Here is a 25,472-nt window from a genome sequence, read left to right on the forward strand (position 1 = left end):
AGACATAGGCAAGAAATACGGACTCAGGGAGACTAGCATGTTAAATACGCCATTACTACCACTTTCTCATGCTCAAAAAAGGATTATGTATACGGAAGCGCTGTATCCCGGAACGAGTGTTTGCAATTTAGCCGGGGCAGCGGATTTTGAAGGCGAAGTGGATGAGCGAGTCCTTAATCGAGTCGTCAATCATCTGGTTTCGCAAAACGATGCTCTTCGAATCCGTATGGTCGCCCAGCTGGGAGAAGAGCCTAAACAATATATCGTTCCGTTTGCGGAGCATGCTATCGATATCGTCGATTTTAACCATGCTCCGGACGCCATGCACGCGTGGGAAGAGCAACAGACCCGAAAGCCTTTCGAGCTGTTTGACTCTCCTTTGTTTTATGCCGCATTTCTTCGGAAGGGTGCATCCGAGGGAAGGCTCTACTTGAAATTCCATCACTCAATTCTCGACGGGGTTTCAGTGAATTCACTTTGCCAACAAGTCATGAGTCTATATCCGAAATTTATCGCTAACGAAGAAATCGTAACGGTGGAGGCCGGATTTTCTTATTTGGATTACCTTCAAGAGGAAGAGCTCTATTTAGCTTCGACGAGATTCGAGAAAGATAAATTGTATTGGAATGAGCAATTTCATGCACCGCCGGCATGGCCAGGGCTGAAGCACTATCAAACGTATGAAATTAGTACGCGCGCAGACCGCGAAACCTTATACTTGGACAGCCGATTAGAGGGATTAATTCAAGGGTTTAGCTCGAAGCATGCGATGAGCCCGCCCTCTATTTTTTTATCTGCCTTGTATTTAACGTTGCATCGGTTGACTTCCCTTGACGACATCGTCATCGGCAACTCTTTCGCCAATCGCACCAGCAAAGCCGCCAAAGAATTGTTGGGAATGACTGTGAGCACGACGGCCTTGCGGATGAAAATAGATCCTGAACTCGACGTCCTTACTTTTATATCGCAAGTCGTCAAACAGCAGGCGGCAGCGCTTCGTCATCAGAAGTATCCTTTTAATTTGCTCGTTAACGATATTCGAGAAAGGGATCCCGAGTTTGATAGGTTTTTTGGCGTTTCCTTCGAGTATCGTCCGATTCTAAATAATAGCCTGCAATATGACTGGCTCTTTAATGGTGCGGAAACGAACGAGCTTATGTTTCACGTCGAACATAACATTCCAACGGGAGCCATCCTGATCCATATGGATTACTTGCAAGCTCTGTTCTCCAAAGAAGAAGCTCGCAGAATTCTAGCCTGTCTTCAGACGATCTTATGCGACTCCTTATTGAACGAAGAGAAGAATCTAGTGGAATTGGAATTCGTACCAACGGTTGAGAAAGCGCATATCCTGGGTGATTTCAACGCAACGAGAGTGGATTATCCGCGTGATAAAACGATCCATGATTTGTTCGAAGCGCAGGTAGAGAAGGCGCCGGTTAACGTAGCGGTCGTTTTTGAAGAGCAAACACTTACATACAGAGAGCTTGACACGCGGACGAATCGACTCGCGCGTCTTCTACGTCGTAAGGGCGTGCGACAGAATGAGCTCGTAGGCTTGATGATGGAGCGCTCACCGGAAATGATAATCGCCATCTTAGCAGTCTTGAAAGCGGGCGGCGCGTACGTGCCGATCGATCCGTCGTTACCAATGGAACGGATTCGCTACATGCTGCAGGATTCGGGAGCGAAGCTGCTGCTCACGCAGAGGCGACTTCAGGAGATGATTTCGTTCGAAGGCGAATCGATTGATCTGGATGATCAGCAATCGTACGATGCAGATGGTTCGCGCTTAGAGCCTGTATCTACGGCAACCGATTTGGCTTACGTTATCTATACTTCCGGTTCAACGGGACAACCGAAAGGTGTCATGATCGAACACCGTTCGGTCGTCAACTTTATTCAGGGAATGACGGATCGGATAGATTTTGCCGGCGGGAAGTCGGTGCTTTCGATGACGATGTTCTCGTTTGACATCTTCGGACTGGAAACGTTCGTGCCGCTTAGCCAAGGGGCCAAAGTGGTGCTAACGAGCAGCGAGCAACAGGATAATCCGAATACGATGATCGAGTTCATCGCGAAGCAGCATGTGGACATCGTGCAAATGACGCCGTCGAGGATGCAGCTTCTTCGCCAAGCAGGAGATAGCGCCTGGATGCGGCAGATTCAAGCCGTACTGATCGGGGGAGAAGCATTCCCTGAAACGCTGTTGGGAGCCTTGCAAAACGAGACGTCGGCACGTTTGTATAACATGTACGGTCCAACGGAAACAACGATATGGTCGTCTATGAAAGACGTGACGGAGGATTCGACGTTATCGATCGGGCAACCGATCGCGAATACGCAAATGTATATCCTGGATGCATACCACAGACTGCTACCCGTAGGGATAGCGGGCGAACTGTGCATCGCGGGAGATGGTTTGGCACACGGGTACTTGAACCGTCCGGAACTCACGGCGGAGAAATTCGTATCCAACCCATTCGCAGCCAGTGAGCGGATGTACAAAACCGGTGATCTTGCGAGATGGCTACCGGATGGCAACATCGAGTACTTAGGCCGGATCGACCACCAAGTGAAAATCCGTGGCTATCGGATCGAGCTTGGGGAGATCGAAGCGCAGCTGCTGCAGGCGGAGCTTGTGCAGGAAGCGATTGTCGTGGCTCGCGAGAATATTCAAGGGCAAAACGAACTGTGCGCTTACGTGGTGGCGAAAGGCGAGCTAACAATCGCGCAGCTGCGCGAAGCGCTCGCGAAGACGCTGCCAAGCTATATGGTTCCGACGCACTTCATTCAACTGGAGAAGCTGCCGCTGACGCCGAACGGAAAGCTAGACCGCAAGGCACTCCCCGCGCCGGATGGCAAGCTTTCGACGGGCGTCGCTTACGTAGCGCCGCGCAGCGAAACCGAGCGGCAGCTTGCCGCTATTTGGCAAGAGCTGCTTGGCGCCGCGCAGGTCGGCGTAAACGACAGCTTCTTTGAGCTGGGCGGACATTCGCTGAGGGCGATGACGCTTATTTCCCGCATTCACCGGCAGTTCGAGGTGGAAATCAGTTTGCGCGACATATTCCGCTTTCCAACACTAGAAGCGCAAGCGGCGGTCATCGACGGTAAGGCGAAGAGCGCGTATGCGGTCATTCCGCAGGCGGAAGAGCGGCCGAATTATCCGGTAACGTCCGCGCAAAAACGGATGTACGTGCTCAGCCAAATGGAAGAGGCGGGCACGAGCTACAACATGCCGGCCGTTCTGCAAATCGAGGGGAAACTGGATCACGCTCGGCTGGCGGCAGCTATGAACGGTTTGATCGCGCGACATGCATCGCTACGGACGATGTTTATGCGTTTTGGCGAAGACGTCACACAAATCGTACACCCTACAGCAGCTTTTATATTAAATGAGAAGCGTTGTACGGAAGCCGAGGCGAAGGCGTATATCAAAAACTTTGTGCGCCCATTCGATTTGACGCAAGTTCCGCTGCTTCGGGCAGAATTGCTCGAACTTGCGGAAGAAAACCATTTGCTGCTGCTTGACATGCCGCATATTATCTCTGACGGTGTTTCAATTGGGATCTTGGTGGAGGAGTCTACGAAGCTGTATGCCGGAGAAGAGCTTCCAGCATTATTGATCCAGTACAAGGATTACGCGGTTTGGGAGAAGGAACGGCAAGGCAGCGAAGCGATGAAGGAGCACGAAGCGTATTGGCTGGAGCGCTTCTCTGGCGAATTGCCAGTGCTGCAATTGCCGACAGATTATGCAAGACCGGCGGTGCGCAGTTTTGAAGGCGATAGGATGTCTTTTACAATTGACAGAAAGTTGACGCAATCGCTTAGACGACTTGCGGAAGAGTCGGGAACAACGCTTTATATGGTTCTGCTGGCAGCTTACAAGACGCTGTTGTATAGGTACACAGAACAAGAAGACCTCATTGTTGGCACTCCGGTTGCGGGCAGAGAACATGCGGATTTGGAGAGACTCATGGGTCTGTTCGTCAACACGCTGGCGCTGCGGAGCTACCCGTCGGGCGAAAAGACGTTTGTGGATTTCCTCGGGGAAATCAAACAACAGACGCTGGAAGCTTTTGAACATCAGGCATACCCGTTCGAAGCGTTACTCGAGCAGCTCAATATGAAGCGGGATACGAGCCGGAATCCGCTGTTCGACACGGTATTCGTGCTGCAAAATACGGCAACTCAAAGGTTGGAGTTGCCAGGACTGCGGATATTGCCTTATGAAACCGACAATCGGATTGCGAAATTCGATTTAACGATGGAAGCGACGGAGACCGAAACGGAAATTTCTTTTTGCGTCGAGTATAGCACCGCGTTGTTCAAAGCTGAGAAAATTCAGCGGCTGATCGGCCATTTCCGTCAGCTGATGGAAGCCGCCGTTCATGATCCAAAGGCGCGGTTGGCGGAATTGGTACTGCTGACCGAAGCGGAGAAGATGGAAATCCTTAACGACTTCAACGCGACAGAAGTGAAATACCCTCGAGCTAAGACAATTCACGAGCTGTTCGAGGCGCAAGTGGAGATTACGCCGGACCATGTCGCAGTCGTGTTCGAGGAAGAGGCGCTGACGTACCGGGAGCTGAACGCACGCGCGAATCAACTCGCGAGGGTGCTGCGAGAGAAGGGCGTACGGTCAGATCACCTGGTCGGCATCATGTTGGAGCGCTCACTTGAGATGAGCGTGGGTATTCTGGCGATCATGAAAGCCGGCGGCGCGTATGTGCCTATTGATCCAGAATATCCAATGGAGAGAATTCACTTCATGTTGGAGGATTCCGACGCCAAGATCTTGCTGACACAGCAACATCTGATGAGTCCGAGCGAATTTACAGGTGAACGGTTATACCTAAATGAGACCAGCTTATTCAAGGGGGATGCAACCAATTTAGAGCCGCTCTCTGCATCACATCATTTGGCGTATGTGATTTATACCTCAGGCACGACTGGGAAAGCGAAAGGAGTTTGTATTGAGCATCGGGCTATCGTAAACACCTTGGTGTGGCGCAAGCGGGCTTATGCGTTCGGAGAAACAGATCGTGCGATTCAATTGTTCTCCTATGCTTTCGATGGCTTTGTTTCGAGCTTTTTTACGCCGGTTCTATCTGGCGCAAGCGCCATATTGGTAAGGGAAACGAACAATCCGATTGCCATTATCGAAATCATTGAGAAGCGGCAAGCGACTCATCTCTTTTGCGTGCCTACCTTGTATCAGGCAATCTTGGAAAGTCTGAAGAACCAAGAAGGACGAAGCCTGAAGGCCGTTACTCTCGGCGGCGAAAAAACAACGAAGCAGGTTGTCGAGCTTAGTGATCAAAAGCTTGCCGGAACTCAGTTAATGAACGAGTACGGTCCTACTGAGAACAGCGTAAATTCCACGATGTACAGGTATCAGGCCCATCGGTTTGTCCCCACCATCGGCGCGCCGATCGATAATATAAAGGCGTATGTGGTAGGAGCGGAAAACGGCCAACTGCAGCCGATCGGCATCGCGGGCGAGCTTTGCGTCGCGGGTGCAGGTTTAGCGCGCGGCTACCTGAATCGTCCGGAGCTGACTGCGGACAAGTTCGTTAAGAACCCTTTCTCGCCAGGCGAGCGGATGTACAAGACAGGCGATCTCGCGAGATGGCTGCCAGACGGGAACCTTGAGTACTTGGGGCGAATCGACCATCAAGTGAAAATCCGGGGATACCGGATCGAGCTAGGAGAAATTGAATCGCAGCTGCTGCAAGTCTCGCATGTAAAAGAAGCGGTCGTCATCTCTCGGGAGAACGAGCGGGGACAAAACGAGCTGTGCGCGTACGTGGCGGCGGAAAGCGAGTTGACGGTAGCGCAGTTGCGCGGAGAGCTCTCGCAATCATTGCCGAACTATATGATTCCGGCTCACTTCATGCAACTGGAGAAGCTCCCTTTGACACCGAACGGCAAGATCGATCGCAAAGCGCTGCCGGAGCCGGACGGCAAGCTTTCTACGGGGGTGACTTACGTTGCGCCACGCTCAGATGTGGAGAAGAGGCTTGCCGCAATTTGGCAAGAGATTCTTCACGCAGAATCGGTAGGTGTACTCGATTCTTTCTTCGAATTAGGCGGACATTCGCTCAATGCAATGACTCTTGTTTCCCGTCTCCATCAGCAGTTCGAGGTGGAAGTAAGTTTGCGGGATGTGTTCCAGCATCCAACACTGCATGCTCTTGCCAAGAAGATTGAGTCATTGGGATCAAACGAGTATGCGGCTATTCAGCCGGCAGGGGAACGGACCTTTTACCCGGTATCGTCGGCTCAAAAGCGGTTGTATGTTTTAAGCCAAATGGAAGCTGCTGGCACGAGCTACAACTTACCGGTCGTGCTTCGCCTGGAAGGGAAGCTGGACTGCGATTATTTGTCGCACGCGATGAACCAATTGATCGAACGTCATGAATCCTTGCGCACTTCCTTTGAACTGGTCGCAGGAGAAGCCGTGCAAGTCGTTCATCCTTCGGTGCCGTTTGAGATCAGCGTAAATAGGGCTTCGGAGGCTGAAGCGGACGCGTTGGTGGAAGTTTTTATTCGTCCTTTCGATTTAAGCCAAGCTCCGCTGTTAAGAGTGAAAGTAATTGAGTTAGACGATGAGAGTCACCTGTTGCTGCTCGATATGCCTCATATCATTTCCGACGGCGTTTCTATGGGCATATTGGTCGAAGAATTTACAAAGCTGTATGCCGGAGTATCATTGCCCAAGCTGCGAATCCAGTACAAAGATTACGCGGTGTGGGAGCAAGAGCGTCAAAGCAGCGAGGCAATGGCGAAGCATGAGTCATTCTGGCTTGACGCGTTTGCAGGCGAGCTTCCGGTGCTGCAGTTGCCGACGGATTATCCAAGACCGACTATACAGCGCTTTGAAGGCGATCGGATGGCTTTCACGCTAGACGCTGCGTTGACGGATCGTATTCATCGCATTGCGAAGCAAACCGGTACGACGCTGTATATGGTGCTATTTGCCGCTTACAATGTGATGCTGTCGAAGTACACGGGACAGGAAGATCTCATTGTCGGTACGCCGATCGCGGGCCGAGCGCATGCAGATCTGGACCGAATCATGGGGATGTTCGTAAGTACGCTGGCGCTGCGCAGCTATCCGTCGGGAGAAAAAACGTTTGCGGTTTTCTTAAACGAAGTGAAGGAACAGACTCTTGAGGCGTTCGAACATCAGGAATATCCATTTGAGAAATTGGTGGAAAAGCTGAATTTGTCTCGTGATTTGAGCCGTAATCCACTGTTTGACACGATGTTCGTGCTGCAAAATACGGAGATGCAACAACTAGAGATGGCGGGACTTGGCGTAACCACAGTTGAAATCGAGAATCACATCGCAAAATTCGATTTGAAACTGGAAGCAGTTCAAGTAGAATCTGAGCTCAGCTTTAGCTTGGAATACAGCACGTCGCTGTTCAAGCCTGAGACGATATCGCGCATGATCGGTCATTTCAGACACCTAATCGAAACGGCGGTAAGCGAGCCGGAAGTCCAGATTTCGGAGCTGGAGCTGCTGACTGCAGTAGAGAAACATCAGATTCTTGTCGACTTCAACGCGACGAATGCGGAGTTTCCGCATGACTCGACGATCCATGAGCTGTTCGAAGCGCAAGTGGAGAAAACGCCGGATCAAGTGGCGGTAGTCTTCGAAGATCTGGAACTCACGTACTCTGAGCTGAACGCTCGAGCGAACCAACTGGCGCGGGTATTACGGGCGAAAGGCGTAGAGCCGAACAACCTCGTCGGTGTTATAGCGGAACGTTCGCTGGAGATGATCGTTGGCCTCTTGGGGATACTGAAGGCGGGCGGCGCATACGTACCGATCGATCCGGCGTTTCCGGAGGAACGAATTCGCTACATGCTGAAGGATTCGGGAGCGAAGCTACTGTTGACGCAGCGGCGGCTGCGGGAGCGGATCTCGTTTGAAGGCGAGTTAATCGAGCTAGATGATCAGCAATCGTATGATGAAGCCGGTTCGAGCTTAGCGCCGGTATCTGAATCCACCCATCTGGCTTACGTTATTTACACTTCCGGTTCGACTGGACAACCTAAGGGCGTCATGATCGAACACCGGTCGGTTGTCAACTTTATTCAGGGGATGGTTAACCGGATTGATTTTGCCGGGGGGAAATCAGTCCTATCGACGACGACGTTCTCGTTTGACATCTTCGGTTTAGAAACATTCGTGCCGCTAAGCCAAGGGGCCAAAGTGTTGCTGATGAACAGTCAGCATCAGGAAGACCCGAAAGCAATGCTCGAATTTATCGAGAAGCAGCACGTGGACATCGTGCAAATGACGCCGTCGCGGATGCAGCTCCTTCGCCAAGCGGGCAACAGCGATTGGTTGCAGAAGCTTCAAGCGGTGTTGATTGGGGGAGAAGCATTCCCCGAATCGTTGCTGGGAGCTCTGCAGTACGAGACAACGGCTCGTTTGTTTAACATGTACGGCCCAACGGAAACGACGATTTGGTCCACTATGAAAGACGTAACGGATGCGAAAACGTTATCGATCGGACAACCGATTGCAAATACGCAGATTTATATCGTAGATGCGAATCGAAGGCTTCTTCCCGTTGGCGTAGCAGGCGAGCTATGCATCGCGGGCGAAGGATTGGCGCGCGGCTACTTGAACCGCCCGGAACTGACGGCGGAGAAATTCGTGGGGAACACATTCGTCCCTGGAAAGCTGATGTACAGAACCGGGGATCTTGCGAGATGGCTGCCCGACGGAAACATCGAGTACTTGGGCCGGATCGACCATCAGGTGAAAATCCGGGGTTACCGGATCGAGCTTGGGGAAATCGAGGTCCAGCTCGTCCAGACGGGGCTGGCCAAGGAAGCAGTTGTCATCGCGCGCGAGAATGAGCAAGGACAAAACGAATTATGCGCGTACGTGGTAGCGGAAGACAAACTGACAGTCACGCAATTGCGAAGAGCTTTAGTCGAAACATTGCCGAGCTATATGGTTCCGGCGCACTTTATGCAGCTTGAGAAATTGCCGCTGACGCCGAATGGGAAAATCGACCGCAAGGCGCTGCCGGCACCGGAAGGCAGCCTGTCTTCAGGGATTACCTATGTGGCACCGCGCAGCGAAATGGAGCGGCAGCTAGCTGCGCTCTGGCAAGAGATTCTCCACATTGAGCAAGTAGGCGTACATGATCACTTCTTTGATCTAGGCGGTCATTCGCTTCGCGCAATGACACTTGTCTCTCGAATCCACCGTCAGTTCGAGGTGGAAGTGAGTCTTCGGGACGTGTTCCAGCATCCGACGCTTGAAGCGATGGCGACTGTCATCATTTCGCAAGGAACGAGTGCGTTCACGGCGATTCAACCTGCAGCGGTACGGCCGTACTATCCAGTATCGTCAGCGCAAAAACGGATGTATGTGTTAAGTCAGATGGAAGGAGCCGGCACGAGCTACAACATGCCGGTGGTGCTTCGTCTAGAAGGAAAACTGGATCGTAAGCGTTTGGCGCAAGCTTTGAACCAATTGATTGCACATCACGAGTCACTGCGTACCTCGTTTGAGCTGGCCGAGGGAGAAGCCGTGCAAGTGATTCATCCTTCAGTGCCATTTGCAATCACTGAGAAGCAATCCTCGGAATCCGAAGCAAACGCACAAGTGCAAGCTTTTATTCGTCCATTTGATTTAAGCAAAGCTCCGCTGTTGCGTGCCGAAGTAATAGGGCTGGATACAAAGGGAGAGCGTCACTTGCTCCTGTTGGACATGCCGCATATGATTTCTGACGGCGTATCTTTGGGAATATTGGTCGAGGACTTTACGAAGTTGTATGCCGGAGAAGAGTTGACGGAGCTGCGGATTCAGTATAAGGATTACGCGATTTGGGAGCAAGAACGGCAAGGCAGCAAGTTGATGGAGGAGCATAAGACATTCTGGCTGGAGGCATTCACGGGAGATCTGCCTGTGCTTCAACTGCCAACGGATTACCCGAGACCGGCGGTGAAGCAATTTGAAGGCGAACGGATGACGTTTACACTGGACGCCAAGCTGACCAAAGATATCAAAATCTTAGCAGATGAATCCGGTACGACGCTCTATATGGTGCTTTTGACGGTGTACAACGTGATGCTGTCGAAATACACGGGACAAGATGACCTCATCGTGGGTACGCCGATTGCTGGAAGAACGCATGTCGACCTAGATCGGGTCATGGGGATATTCGTGAACACGCTGGCGCTGCGGAGCTATCCATCGGGCGAGAAGACGTTTGCGACCTTCTTGGACGAAGTGAAGCAGCACTTGCTCGAGGCGCTTGCGCATCAGGAGTATCCGTTCGAGGCACTTGTGGAGCAGTTGGATTTGTCGCGGGATATAAGTCGCAATCCGCTTTTTGACACGATGTTCGTGTTACAGAATGCGGAGATGCAAGCACTGGAGATGCCCGACATTTGCGTAGCTCCGTACGAGTTGATGCACAATATTGCCAAATTCGATTTGATGCTGGAAGCTTCGGAAGCGGCAGAAGAAATTCACTTCAACCTGGAATACAGCACGGCGCTGTTCAAGGCCGAGACCATTGCGCGGATGATTAACCATTTCCGCCAACTGATCGAAGCGGCAGTGAGCAAGCCGAAATCACGAATTGCAGAGATGGACATGCTGACAGAATTCGAGAAACAGCAAGCCCTTCAGAACTTCAACAGCGCGAAAGCGGAGTATCCACGGGATCAGACGATCCATGAGCTGTTCGAGGCACAAGCGGAGAAAACGCCTGACAACGTGGCGGTCGTATTCGAGAAAGTGTCGCTTTCATACCGGGAACTGAACGCGAGGGCGAACCAGCTCGCTCGGGTATTGCGCGAGAAAGGCGTTCAGCCGGATGACTTAGTCGGCCTCATGACAGATCGTTCGCTAGAGATGATCGTCGGCATTGTCGCGATCTTGAAAGCTGGCGGCGCGTACGTACCGATCGATCCGGAATATCCGGACGAGCGGATCAACTATATGCTGGAAGACAGCAGGACGCGGCTTCTGGTGACTCAGTCGCATTTGCAAGCACCGGCTTCCTTCATGGGAACGATTATTGAATTGGACGACAAGCGATTGAACGATGTGAACGATACCAATCTGGAGCCCGTATCCGGTCCAACCTCGCTGGCGTATATTATCTACACCTCGGGCTCGACAGGACGGCCGAAAGGAGTGATGATTGAGCACCATAATGTCGTGCAATTGCTCCTAAACGATCGGCTGCCGTTTGATTTCGGTGATGAAGATGTGTGGACGATGTTTCATTCGTACTGCTTCGATTTCTCGGTCTGGGAAATGTATGGAGCGCTTCTGTACGGCGGACGGATCGTCATGGTGCCGAAAATTGTGGCACAGGATCCGTCGGCGTTCCTTAAACTGTTGTCGGAGAAAGGCGTAACGGTGCTGAATCAGACGCCGACGGCATTTAGCGGTTTGATTCAGGAGACCGCAAACAACGCCGTGCCGCTCAGCTTGCGCTATGTTATCTTCGGAGGAGAGGCGCTGCAGACAATGATGCTGCGCTCGTGGAAAGAGCACTATCCGAGGATGCGTATGATCAATATGTACGGCATCACGGAAACAACGGTCCACGTCACGTTCAAGGAAATCGGCGAAGCGGAAATTGAAGAGAACCGAAGCGTGATCGGCTTGCCGCTCCCGCCGTTAACCGCCTATGTATTGGATCAGGCAGGCAAGTTTGTGCCGACAGGAGTTGTTGGAGAGCTGTACGTCGGCGGTGCTGGCGTCGCTCGAGGCTATTTGAACCGCGAGGATCTAACGCACGAGCGGTTCGTGAGCAACCCCTACCGCCAGGAAGAGCGGTTGTACCGTTCAGGAGATTTGGTCCGACGGCTCGAAAACGGGGAATTGGAATACTTGGGGCGGATCGACCATCAAGTGAAGATCCGGGGCTTCCGGATCGAGCTAACCGAGATCGAAGCGAAGCTGCTGCAGATGGAGCAGGTGAAGGAAACTATCGTTCTTGCGCGGAAAAACGCGCAAGGACTAGAGGAGCTGTGCGCGTATGTGGCAGCGGAAGAAGAACTGACAGTGGCACAGCTGCGCGCGGAGCTCTCGCGAACTTTGCCGAGCTATATGATTCCAGCGCATTTCGTCCAACTGCCGAAGCTGCCTTTGACGTCAAACGGCAAGGTTGATCGCAAAGCGCTGCCGGCGCCGGACGGCAATCTGTCATCAGGCGTCCCTTATATCGCGCCGCGCAACGAAATGGAGCAAGCGCTGATTGATATTTGGCAGTCACTCTTAAAAACGGAACGCGTGGGGGTTCATGATAATTTCTTCGAACTAGGCGGCGATTCAATCAAAGCGATTCAGTTGATGTCGCGTCTGCATGCACGGGGATGGAAGCTGGAAATGAAGCAGCTGTTCCAATTTCCGACATTAGCTGAGGCGGCGCTGCAAATTCGTACGATAGAGATACGTGCAACGCAGGAGCCTGTAGAAGGTGAATTGGCCCTGATTCCGATTCAGCGATGGTTCTTCGAGTCGGCCTTTCAGGATGAACATCACTGGAATCAGTCCGTGATGCTCTATAGTGAAAATGGCTTCGACGAGCGCCTCGTGAGGGAAACATGGATGAATCTTGTACAGCATCATGATGTTTTGCGCAGTGTGTTTCGCAGAGATACGCAAGGCGTGAAGGGATGGAACCGCGGAGCTTTGGAAGCGGCTGAAAGCTGCTTCCGCCTGACGGTGAAGGACATAACGGACGCAAGAGATATAGCGGCTAGTGTCCAAGCTCAAGCAACACAGGTGCAAAGTGGTCTTAATCTGGGCGAAGGCCCGTTGGTAGGTATGGGATTGTTCCACACGGCAGGAGGAGACCATTTGCTGATTGCGATCCATCACTTGGTGGTGGACGGAGTGTCCTGGCGGATTCTGCTGGAGGATTTCGCGCAAAGCTACGCGCAAGCGGAGCTGGGTCATGCAATCGTACTGGCTGAGAAAACAGCGTCTTATCAGGCGTGGGGCAAAGAGTTGCAACAATACGCTCAAAGTAGCGCGCTGCGTCGGGAACGAGATTACTGGCAGAGGCTGGAGGCGACTGAGTTGAAGCCGCTGCCGCAAGACGGAGTCGTCAGCAAGCGGCTGACGGTAGAGCGGAAGAGCGTCATCATCGAGCTCTCGCCGGAAAATAGTTCGAAGCTCGTGAAGGAAGCGCCGCGCGCCTACCATACTGAAATTAATGACTTGCTGCTGACGGCGCTGGGGAAAGCACTCGGTGAATGGAGCAGCGAGCATCACGCGGCCTTCACTTTGGAAGGGCATGGCCGGGAACAAATTGCGGAAGGGCTGGATGTCAGCCGGACCGTAGGCTGGTTTACGACGATGTATCCGGTTGTATTGAAGCTTAGCGAAAGCCATGACCTGGGCGAACAGCTCATCGAGGTGAAGGAGCAGCTTCGGCGCATCCCGAATAAGGGCATCGGATACGGTGTTCTGGCCTTTTTGGCGGGAGAAGAAGGTCAACCTCCAATCTTAAGAGGAAGCTTGCATCCGCAAGTGAGTTTCAATTATTTAGGTGAGTTTGGGGAAGAGTCGGTAGGGAATTGGCGTATGTCATCCTTACCGGCGGGCTGGGAAAGCAGTCCTAACAGTGTCAGCCCTTACGCCTTGGACATCAATGGTACGTTAATCGAAGGGAAATTATCCTTCCGGTGGAGTTACCACCCGTCGGAATTTCGAGAAGAGACGATTCGAACACTAGCGGAAACGTTCTCGAATCATCTGCAAGAGTTGGCGGCGCACTGCGCGGCGAAAACGGAAAGCGTATGGACCCCATCGGATTACGGTTACGGCCGGCTGTCGATGCAAGATCTCAGACATTTACAACGAGAATTGCAGGAGCAACTCCCTGGCGCCGAAATTGAGCAGATTTATCAGATCAGCCCGATGCAAGAAGGGATGCTGTTCCATGCACTCTTGGATCCGGTTTCGAATGCGTATTTCCAACAGTCGAGTATGACTCTAAATGGAAAGCTTGAAATAGAGAGCTTCGCGGCGAGTTTCCGTAAGCTGGCGGAGCGCCATGATGTGCTGCGGGCGTTGTTCGTGCACGAAGGGCAGAGCCAGCCGCTGCAAGTGGTGCTGAAGACGCGAGAATTACCGGTACAAATCGTAGATTTGTCGGGAATGACCAACGAGGAGCAAACGGCATATATCCAGCAATGGGAAGAGCAGGATCGGAGTCGCGGCTTCGATCTGTCGCGCGATCCACTCATGCGCCTCGGAATTTTACAAACCGGCGCATCCGTCCGGATCGTGTGGAGCCACCATCATGTGCTGATGGACGGCTGGTGTCTGTCAATCCTGATGCGGGAATGGCTTGAACTGTACCGTGCGGAAAGGACAGGAACGCCGGCGCGATTGGGCCCGGCATTGTCATATCGTATCTTTATCGATTGGCTGGAAGCGCAAGAGAAGGAAGAAGCACAGGTGTACTGGCAAGCGTATGTTGCGGGATATGACACCCCGGCGGAATTGCCGAAACGGTCTGCCATTGCTACAAACTGCGGATACGAAAAGCGCGAAACGGTCCTAATGGTGGAAGAAGCGATGACGGCGCAGTTGGAGGCATTAGCGAAACAGTACCGGGTAACGGTCAGCACGGTGATGCAATCACTGTGGGGGATTATGCTTGGTCGATACAACGGCACGCAAGATGTGGTTTACGGCAGCGTCGTATCAGGCCGTCCAGCGGATATTGTCGGCGTAGAGGAAATGATCGGACTGTTCATCAACACGATTCCAGTACGAGTGAACTGGGATACGGAGCAGCGTTTCGCAGATGTGTTAAGCGAAATGCAGCGACGCGCAGTGGAGATGAAAGCGTACGATTACGTACCTTTGGCCGATATTCAGGGGCAAAGCGATCTGAAACGAGATTTGTTCAGCCATATTCTGGTGTTCGAGAATTATCCGGTGGAAGAAGGCTTTATGGAAGCCGGGGATGAAGAGATCGAGATCGTGGACGTGTCCGGATTCGAGCAGACGAATTACGACTTCGATGTGGTTGTTTTACCAGGTAAGACGATGCAGATCAAGTTGAAATACAACGCACTGGTCTATGAGCCAGAGATGGTGCAGCGACTGAAGGGACATCTTCTGCGTCTGATCGAAGCAGCTATCAGCAATCCGCAAGCGCGGATCTCGGAGCTCGAGCTTCTGACGGAACCGGAGAAACGGCAAATTTTAAGCGACTTCCAGGCGACGGAAGCGGAGTATCCGCACGATAAAAAAATTCACGACCTATTTGAGGCTCAGGCGGCGAGGACGCCGAATGGCCTCGCAGTCGTATGCGGCGAGGAGAAACTCACTTACGCGGAGCTTGGCCGATGCGTTGATCGACTTGTTCGCGCACTTCGCGAGCAGGGTGTAGGGCGGGAAGCCGTTGTAGCGCTCGCGCTTGCGCCTTCCGTCGAGACGATCGTCTCTATGCTTGGCGTCGCGAAGGCTGGGGCGGCTTTCCTGCCGATGGATACGGAAATGCCGAGGGAACGAATCCGTTACATGCTGGAGGACAGCGGCGCAAGTCATCTTCTGACCCAGCGGGAGTATGCTTCCGAGCTTTCCGTCCTATTCGATGGAATCACGATGGATGCCAGTCATTATGGGAAGCCGGAAGGCGACGCCATCGCACCGACAGTAGAAACGGAACTTTCGGATGAAGGTTCAGCAGACGATCTGGCTTATTTGATTTATACGTCAGGAACGACAGGCAAACCGAAAGGCGTTCAGCTGACGCATCGCGGACTTGTTCATTATGCGACCTGGTTTTGCGATGAAGCGCATCTTACGCCTGCGGACCGGACGGCGCTCCTCTCATCGTACGCGTTCGATCTCGGGTATACGAGCTTGTTTCCGATCCTGCTGGCAGGCGGACAGCTTCATCTCCCAACGAAGGATACGTACACGGATCCTGAGCTGCTCAGCACCTATCTCGGAGAGCAAGGTATCACATATTTGAAAATGACCCCTTCGCTATTCCAAATGCTCGTTGGCTCGCACGGCTTCGCCAGCGACAACAAGCTGTCGAAGATTCGGCTAATCGTGCTAGGCGGGGAGAGCATTCATGCGGCTGATCTGCTTCAGTTCCATGGTCAATATGCCGAAACGGTTTTCATGAATCATTACGGCCCAACGGAGACAACCGTTGGCGCCGTATACCATCGCATCGAGCCGGAACAATTGGCTTCATTCGCCGCACGTCCGGTTATCGGCCGTCCGATTCGGAACGCCGGGGCGTTCATTCTCGACTCGACGCGGCAACCGGTGCCGATCGGCATTATCGGCGAGCTGTATTTGGCGGGACCCGGCATGGCACGCGGTTATTTGAACCTGCCGGAGCTGACGGCCGAGCGGTTCGTGAGCAGTTCCTTCGATCATTACGATCGGATGTACCGGACAGGGGATTTGGCAAGATGGTTGCCGGATGGGAACATCGAATACCTTGGCCGGATCGACCACCAAGTGAAAATTCGCGGTTACCGGATTGAGCAGGGAGAGATCGAGGCGCAGCTGCTGCGAATGGAGAACGTGAAAGAAGCGGCCGTCATTGCAAGCGAGAATGAACAAGGTGAGCATGAGCTGTGTGCGTATGTGGTGGCGGACAAGGAGCTGACGGTAGCGCACCTCCGGGGTGAACTGGCTCAGACCCTGCCGAATTATATGGTTCCGACGTATTTCATGCAAATCGAGAAACTGCCTTTGACGCCGAATGGAAAGCTGGATCGCAAAGCGTTGCCGGTGCCTGACGGCAGGCTCTCGACGGGCGTTGCTTACATTGCGCCTAGAAACGAAACGGAGCAAGCGCTAGCCGAGATCTGGCAGATGGTGCTAAACGCCGTTCAAGTCGGCGTTCACGACAACTTCTTCGATCTCGGAGGACATTCCCTCCGGGCGATGACGCTCGTTTCCCGCATCCACAAGCAATTCGAGGTAGGCGTGAGTTTGCGCGAGGTCTTCCAGTATCCGACGCTGGAAGAGATGGCAGCCGTCATCGCTTCGAAGACGACCAGAGCTTATGCGGACATTCCGCAAGCGGGAGAGCGTCCTTATTATCCGGTATCGTCCGCGCAAAAAAGGATGTACGTGCTCAACCAAACGAATGAGATGGATACGAGCTACAACATGCCGGCTATGCTGCGCTTGGAAGGAAAATTGGACCGCGAGCGCCTTCTGGCGGCGATGAATCAATTGGTCGCGCGGCATGAATCGCTGCGGACGTCGTTCACATTTTCCGGAGGAGAGGCCGTACAAATCGTACACCCTTCGGTCGCCTTTGCGATCAGCGAGAAAAGCTGCAACGAAGCAGAAGCGAAGGTATACGCAGAATCTTTTGTCCGTCCATTCGATTTGACACAGGCACCGCTGCTGCGAGCAGAAGTCCTTACGTTTGCGGAAGATCGCTATTTGCTCTTGCTGGATATGCCGCATATCATCTCCGACGGCGTGTCGAGAGCTATCTTGGTGGAAGAGTTTACGGAACTGTATAGCGGAAAAGAGCTTCCTGATTTACGCATCCAGTACAAGGATTACGCGGTATGGGAGCATTCCATGCAAGGCAGTGAAACAATGAAGGTGAATGAGGCGTACTGGCTGAGGCGTTTCGCGGGCGAATTGCCGGTGTTACAGCTTCCGATAGACTATCCAAGGCCAGCGGTACGCAGCTTTAAAGGTGACCGAGTCTCATTTACGCTTACCAAAGCGCTGACAGCGGAATTGAGACAAATAGCAGTGGAGACAGACACAACGATGTATATGGTGCTGCTTGCGGCTTACAAGGTCATGCTGTACCAACTCACGAGACAGAAAGACATGGTTGTCGGCACGCCGGTTGCGGGCCGAGTGCATGCGGATCTCGAAAGGGTCATCGGCATGTTCGTAAATACGGTGGCGCTCAGAAGCTATCCAACTGGAGAGAAGACATTTGCAGCATTCCTCGAGGAAGTGAAGCAGCTTACGCTAGAAGCGTTCGAGCACCAGGAATATCCGTTCGAGACGCTGGTGGAGCAGCTTCACCTACCGCGAGATTCAAGTCGTAATCCGTTGTTTGACACGGTGTTCGTGCTGCAGAACACGGGGATGCGGAAGCTAGAGCTGCCGGGACTGCGAATTTCTCCTTATGAATCCGGCCAATGGATCGCGAAGTTCGATCTGTTGCTGCAAGCTACGGAAGAGGAATCGGGCATCCGAATCGACCTGGAATACAGTAAGGCAGTGTTTAGCGACGATACCGTGCAAAGAATGGCCGACAACTATCTCTTCGTGATCGAATTTATTATCAACAATCGGAATACGGTCCTTGAAGGTTTCCCTTTGAATCTGAAAAAGAAATCGCAGGCGATCGAAGAAGAAGTGAATTTTAGCTTCTAATTGTGCTGCAATGGATGGAAGAACGCGGAGGTACAACATGACGGATGATCAAATCATCTTAGACAGCGAATACGAGTTGGAAAGGGAGTATTGGATACAGCAGCTGAAAGGCAGCCCTGTTCCCAGTCGGTTTTTTGTCAAACCAGATTTAAGAACCCACTCGGAGTATGGCGTTTTTCAAACCGTGTTGCCAGCTGGACTATCCGACAAAATTGAACAAGTGACAAAGGGCTCTTTCTTCGCAGTGTATATTTTGCTGCTAAGCGGAGTCAAACGGTTGCTGTCGATTTACTCGGGCGACGAAGATATTTTGGTCGGCATGCCTCTATTGGGCGCGAAGAATGGAGAAGCGAATCATTTGCTTGCGCTCAGAACGAATATGGATTCGACGGCTACATTCAAGCAACTGCTGAACCAGGTCAAGGCCACCGTCGTTGAAGCCGACAAGCATCCGAACATTTCGTACGAGGAAATATCCAAGTTGATGAATCAATTGGAGCAGCAAACCGTGTTAGCGGATTTAGAAACCGTCGTGCTTCTGAAAAACGTTCATGATGCTTCTCGTATGGATTTTCGAGGAAAAGATATGATTTTTACCTTCCATGCTCAAGAAGGAACGATCGATCTGCAGCTGCAATACGACAGCCAAGTTTACGGTGCAGATACGATGGCTTCGTTGGTCCAACATTTCATTTCGTATCTTCACCAAGCATTTGAGAAACCGGATTTACCGGTTTCTCAAATCGAGATTTTATCTATGGAAGAAAAGGAGTTTCTCTTAGAACCATTCAACCGAGCGAAAGCGGAGTACCCGCGGGACAAAACGATCCACGAGCTGATTGAGGCGCAGGCGAAGAAAACGCCGGACAACGTGGCAGTCGTGTTTGAGAACGTATCGCTTACGTACCGGGAGTTGAACGCGCGGGCGAACCAGCTCGCACGAGTATTGCGCGAAAAAGGCGTGCAGCCGGATGATTTGATCGGCCTCATGACGGACCGTTCGCTTGAGATGATCGTCGGGATCCTCGCGATTTTGAAAGCGGGTGGCGCGTACGTGCCAATCGATCCTGATTATCCGAACGAGAGGATCGACTATATGCTGAAGGACAGCGGGACGAGACTTCTGGTGACCCAGTTGCATTTGCAGGCACCGGCTTCCTTTACGGGAACGATCATCGAACTGGATGACAAGCGATTGAATGAGGTGAATGATGCCAATTTGGAGAGCATATCCGGTCCAACCTCATTGGCGTACATCATCTATACTTCGGGCTCGACGGGACGGCCGAAAGGGGTCATGATCGAGCACTGCAACGTCATTCAGTTGCTAATGAACGATCGGCTGCCGTTTGATTTTGGCTCGGAAGATGTGTGGACGGTGTTCCATTCGTACTGCTTCGATTTCTCGGTTTGGGAAATGTACGGAGCGCTTTTGTACGGCGGACGCATCGTCATGGTGCCGAAAATCGTGGCTCAGGATCCTTCTGCGTTCCTGAAACTGTTGTCGGAAGAAAGCGTAACGGTGCTGAATCAGACGCCGACGGCGTTTAGCGGCTTGATTCAGGAGTCTGCGAACAACCAAGTGCCTCTCAGTCTGCGCTATGTCATCTTCGGAGGAGAGGCGCTGCAGACGGCGATGCTGCGCCCGTGGAAAGAGGGTTACCCGAAGACGCGTTTGATCAATATGTACGGCATCACGGAAACGACGGTCCACGTCACGTTCAAGGAAATCGGCGAAGCGGAAATTGAAACTAACCGAAGCGTGATCGGATTGCCGCTTTCGCCGTTAACCGCCTATGTGCTGGATCAAACAAGTAAGCTCGTGCCCACCGGAGTCATTGGAGAGCTGTATGTCGGTGGGGCCGGCGTCGCGCGCGGTTATTTAAACCGTGATGAACTGACGAGCGAGCGCTTCGTTAGCAACCCCTACCGCCCGGAAGAACGGCTGTACCGTTCGGGTGATTTGGTCCGACGACTCGAAAACGGGGAATTGGAATACTTAGGTCGGATCGACCATCAAGTGAAGATCCGGGGCTTCCGGATCGAGCTAGCGGAGATCGAAGCAAAGCTGCTGCAGATGGAGCAGGTGAAAGAAACGATCGTACTTGCACGGAAAAACGCGCAAGGACAAGACGAGCTGTGCGCGTACGTGGTAGCGGAAGAAGAGCTGACGGTGGCGCAGCTGCGCGCGGAGCTCTCGACATCGTTGCCGAACTATATGATTCCGGCGCATTTCGTGCAGCTCTCGAAGCTGCCATTGACATCGAACGGCAAGGTCGACCGCAAAGCGCTGCCGGCGCCGGACGGCAATCTGTCGTCAGGTGTAGCTTATGTCGCGCCGCGCAATGAAACAGAGCGGGTGCTGGCCGAAATTTGGCAGGAGCTTCTCCAAGCCGAGCGAGTTGGCTTAAATGACAACTTCTTTGATCTGGGCGGTCACTCACTTCGCGCGATGACGCTTATCTCCCGGATTCATCAGCAGCTTGAAGTGGAAGTGAGTTTGCGCGACGTGTTCCGTCAACCGACGCTGGAATCGTTAGCCGCGATCGTAGCCTCACAAGCGAAGAGCGCGTATATTTCCATTCCGAAAGCGGAAGAGAGAACGCACTACCCGGTATCGTCCGCGCAAAAACGGATGTACGTACTCCAACAATTGGATGCGGCAAACGTGAGTTACAATATGCCGACCGTGCTGCGCTTAGAAGGGAAGCTGGCACGCGAGCGTTTGTCGACGGCGTTGAACGGGTTGATCGCTCGGCACGAATCGCTGCGGACGTCGTTTGCGCGATCCGGTGAAGAAGTCGTGCAGATTGTACATCCTTCTGTGGACTTCAAGCTCGGCGAGAAGCGGTGTACCGAAGAGGAAGCGAAGGCACTTGTCGTGGCTTTCATCCGTCCATTCGATTTGGCGCAGGCGCCGCTGCTTCGCGCTGAATTGCTCACATTTGATACAGAAAACCATATGTTGCTGCTCGACTTGCCGCATATCATCTCCGACGGCGTGACGAGGGGCGTATTGATAGAGGAATTTACGAAGCTGTATGCCGGGGAAGAACTGCCGGCATTACGGATCCAATACAAAGATTACGCGGTGTGGGAGCAGGAGCGCCAGGCTAGCGAAGCGATGAAGGGGCACGAAGCGTTCTGGCAGGATCAGTATGCGGGCGAAGTGCCAGTACTGCAACTGCCGACGGATTATCCAAGACCGGCGGTTCAGCGTTATGAAGGGGCCCGAGTTTCGTTCACGCTAGGCAGAGAACTGACGGAAGGACTCCGAAGACTAGCGGAAAAGTCTGGCTCGACGTTGTATATGGTGCTGCTGGCGGCCTACAAGTCGCTGCTGTTTAAATATACAGGGCAAGAAGACCTCATCGTGGGTACGCCGGTCGCGGGCAGAGAGCACGCAGATCTGGAGAGAGTTATCGGTCTGTTCGTCAATACACTGGCACTGCGGAGCTATCCGTCGGGCGAGAAGACGTTCGCGGCTTTCCTGGAGGAAGTGAAACAGCGGACGCTGGAGGCGTTCGAGCATCAAGCGTATCCGTTCGAGGAGCTAGTAGAGCAGTTGGATTTGACGCGGGACACAAGCCGCAATCCGGTGTTCGACACGATGTTCGTGCTGCAGAATACGGAGATACAGAAATTAGAGCTGTCGGGCTTGCGGATTTCTCCTTATGAGTCCGATAATCGGATTTCAAAATTTGATCTTACGTTGGAAGCTTCAGAAAGCGAAACGGAAATCTACTTCAAGGTGGAATACAGTACGGCGCTGTTTAAGGCAGATACGATCCAGCGCCTCATCGGCCACTTCCGTCAGCTGATTGAAGCGGCCGTTATCGATCCGAAAACGCGTTTGGCGGAGCTGAATCTGTTGACGGAAGCCGAGCAGACACAAATCTTGCGTGACTTCAACGCAACGAAAGCAGAATACGCCCGGGACAAAACGATACATGAGCTGTTCGAGGCGCAAGTGGAGAAAACGCCGGATCACGTCGCGATCGTTTTCGAGGAACAATCGATGACGTATCGTGAGCTGAACGCTCGTGCGAATCAACTGGCTTGGGTTTTGCGGGAGAAAGGCGTACGCCCGGATCATCTCGTTGGCATCATGATGGAACGTTCGCTTGAGATGTGCGTGGGGATCCTAGCGATCATGAAAGCCGGCGGCGCATACGTTCCTATCGATCCGGAATATCCGAAGGAGCGGATTCGCTATATGCTGGAGGATTCTGGCGCGGAGATCTTGCTCACGCAAAAGCGCCTGTTAAAGCAATATGATTTTAATGGCGAACGGATATGCCTGGATGAGATAAGCCAAGATAAGGGGAATGAATCCAATTTAGAACCGCTCTCAAGGTCCCATCATTTGGCGTATGTCATTTATACTTCAGGCACGACGGGAAAAGCCAAAGGGGTAGGCATCGAGCATAAGGCCATTCTAAATACTCTGGAATGGCGCAAGAAAGCCTATGCCTTTTCGGAGAAAGATCGCGCGATACAGCTCCCTTCCTATTCCTTCGATAGTTTTGTGTCGAGCTTCTTTACGCCGATTATTGCCGGTGCAAGCGCGATTTTGTTGAAGGAGACAAATGATCCAGTCGCCATCATGAAGGTCGTGGAAAAGCAAAGAGTGACGCATCTCTTCAGCGTGCCCACCTTGTATCAAGCGATATTGGAAAATTTGCAAAGCGGCGAAGGATACAGCTTAAGTGTCGTAACGTTAGGCGGTGAAAAGGTAACGAAACAGCTTGTCGAGCTTAGCGGACAAAAGCTGGGCGAAGTGGAAGTGATTAACGAGTATGGCCCTACCGAAAATAGCGTTATCACCACGGTGCTTCGTTACGGGCAAGAACCTTTTCGAAATTCGATCGGTCGACCGATTAGCAATACGAACGTGTATGTGATCGGCGACGATGCCCATCAACTGCAGCCGATCGGCGTCGCAGGCGAGCTGTGCATTGCTGGAGATGGATTGGCACGCGGCTATCTCCACCGTCCAGAATTGACCGAGGGTAAGTTCGTGCCGAACCCCTTCTCGCCAGGCGAGCGGATGTACAGGACAGGAGATTTGGCCAGGTGGCTGCCGGACGGCGAAATCGAATACTTGGGCCGGATCGACCATCAGGTGAAAATCCGGGGGTACCGGATCGAGCTTGGGGAAATCGAGGCGAAGCTGCTGCAAGTCCCGCAAGTGAAGGAAGCAGTTGTCATCGCACGGGATAACGGGCAGGGACAAAACGAATTATGCGCGTACGTGGCGGCGGAAGAGGAGTTAACGATTGCGCAGTTGCGCGGACCGTTAACAGTAGTATTGCCAAGCTATATGGTCCCGGCGCACTTCGTGCAGCTTGAGAAGCTACCGCTGACACCGAACGGAAAGATTGACCGTAAAGCGCTGCCGGCGCCAGACGGAAAGCTATCGACGGGTGTCGCTTACGTGGCGCCGCGCAACGAAACGGAGCGGCAGCTTGCGATGATTTGGCAAGAATTGCTTGGTGCCGATCAAGTTGGCGTAAACGACAATTTCTTCGATTTAGGTGGGCATTCGCTGAAAGCGATGACCCTCGTTTCCCGCGTCCATCGGCAATTTGAGGTGGAGGTCAGCTTGCGCGACGTGTTCCTGTATCCGGCGCTGGAAGCACTGGCAGCGGTCATCGCTGCCCAGGCGAAGAGTGCATATGCGGCGATTCCGCAGGCGGAAGAGCGGCCGCACTATCCGGTATCGTCCGCGCAAAAACGGATGTATGTGTTAAGCCAAATGGAAGAGGCGGGCACGAGCTACAACATGCCGATGGTACTGCGCTTAAAAGGGAAGCTGGACGGGGAGCGGTTGTCGGCAACGATGAATTCCTTGATTGATCGGCATGAATCGCTGCGGACCTCCTTCGGAATTTCCGGAGAAGAAATTGTGCAGATCGTTCATCCTTCGGCAGCCTTTTCGATTAGCGAGAAGCGTTGTACCGAAGCCGAGGCGAGGGAGCTAGTCGAAGCCTTTGTCCGTCCATTCGATTTAGCGCAAGCGCCGCTGCTCAGAGTGGAAGTGCTCGAGCTTGCGGAAGAGAACCATTTGCTGCTGCTAGACATGCCGCATATCATCTCCGACGGTGTGTCGTTAGGTATTTTAGTAGAAGAGTTTACGAAGCTGTATGCCGGTGAAGAACTGCCGGTTATGCGGATCCAGTACAAGGATTACGCGGTGTGGGAGCAGGAACGACTAGCCAGCGAAGTGATGAAGGGGCACGAAGTGTTCTGGCTGGAGCAGTTTGCCGGCGATTTGCCTGTGCTGCAACTGCCGACGGATTACCCAAGACCGTCGGTACAACGATATGAAGGCGACCGGGCGAAATTTACGATAGACGTCGAGCTGACGGAAGAACTCCGCCGACTCGCCGACTCGACGGGAACAACGCTATATATGGTGCTGCTTACAGCCTACAAGACATTGCTGTTTCAGTACACCGCACAAGAAGATCTCATCGTGGGCACGCCTGTCGCAGGCCGAGAGCATGCCGATCTAGAGGCGGTCATCGGATTGTTCGTGAACACCCTGCCATTGCGGAGTTCTCCATCAAGCAAGAAGACTTTCTCGGCTTTTCTGGAGGAAGTCAAGCAGATGACACTGGAGGCGTTCGAGCATCAGGCGTACCCGTTTGAGGCGTTAGTCGAGCAGTTGAATATGACACGGAATGTCAGCCGCAACCCGCTGTTCGACACGATGTTCGTCATGCAGAACATGGAGGTGCAAAGCCCAGAGCTGCCAGGACTGCTCATTGCACCTTATGAAACCGACAATCGAATAGCGAAATTCGATTTAACGATAGAACTATTTGAAGCATATGATCGTATGAATATGCAGCTTGCGTACAACGTAAACCTTTTTAGGCAAGAAACGATCGAGCACATGGGTAATGATTTGATCGTCTTATTGCAACGCATCGTTCTGGATCCTGAAATGCTTCTGATCGATTCGGGAAATGAGCGGAATTCCGCGATAACTAACGAAATGAAGGATTTTTCAAGCTGGTCGTTTTAAGGAACGTCAGGAGGAGTAGCTTCGTTGCCCACG

The 25,472-nt window shown here is 52.7% G+C and carries 1 protein-coding gene and 3 pseudogenes; all 4 read left to right on the forward strand.

Annotation, left to right across the window (positions count from 1 at the left end):
• Positions 1 to 37 precede the first annotated feature (37 nt).
• Positions 38 to 4,444, forward strand: a pseudogene (locus tag AC58UW_RS19145) (amino acid adenylation domain-containing protein); the annotation flags it as partial.
• Positions 4,445 to 10,651 (forward strand): annotated as a pseudogene (locus AC58UW_RS19150) (amino acid adenylation domain-containing protein); the annotation flags it as partial.
• An 81-nt stretch (positions 10,652 to 10,732) separates the two neighbouring features.
• Positions 10,733 to 18,406: pseudogene (locus AC58UW_RS19155) on the forward strand (amino acid adenylation domain-containing protein); the annotation flags it as partial.
• 37 nt (positions 18,407 to 18,443) lie between these two features.
• A complete protein-coding gene (locus tag AC58UW_RS19160) occupies positions 18,444 to 25,439 on the forward strand; it encodes an amino acid adenylation domain-containing protein (protein ID WP_497422209.1) in 6,996 nt (2,331 codons plus the stop codon).
• Positions 25,440 to 25,472: the final 33 nt, after the last annotated feature.

The sequence above is a fragment of the Paenibacillus sp. J22R160 genome (genome assembly GCF_059692135.1).

Coding starts and splice junctions, on each gene's coding strand:
- AC58UW_RS19160 (WP_497422209.1), top strand. CDS start 18,444: ATGACGGATGATCAAATCATCTTAGACAGCGAATACGAGTTGGAAAGG.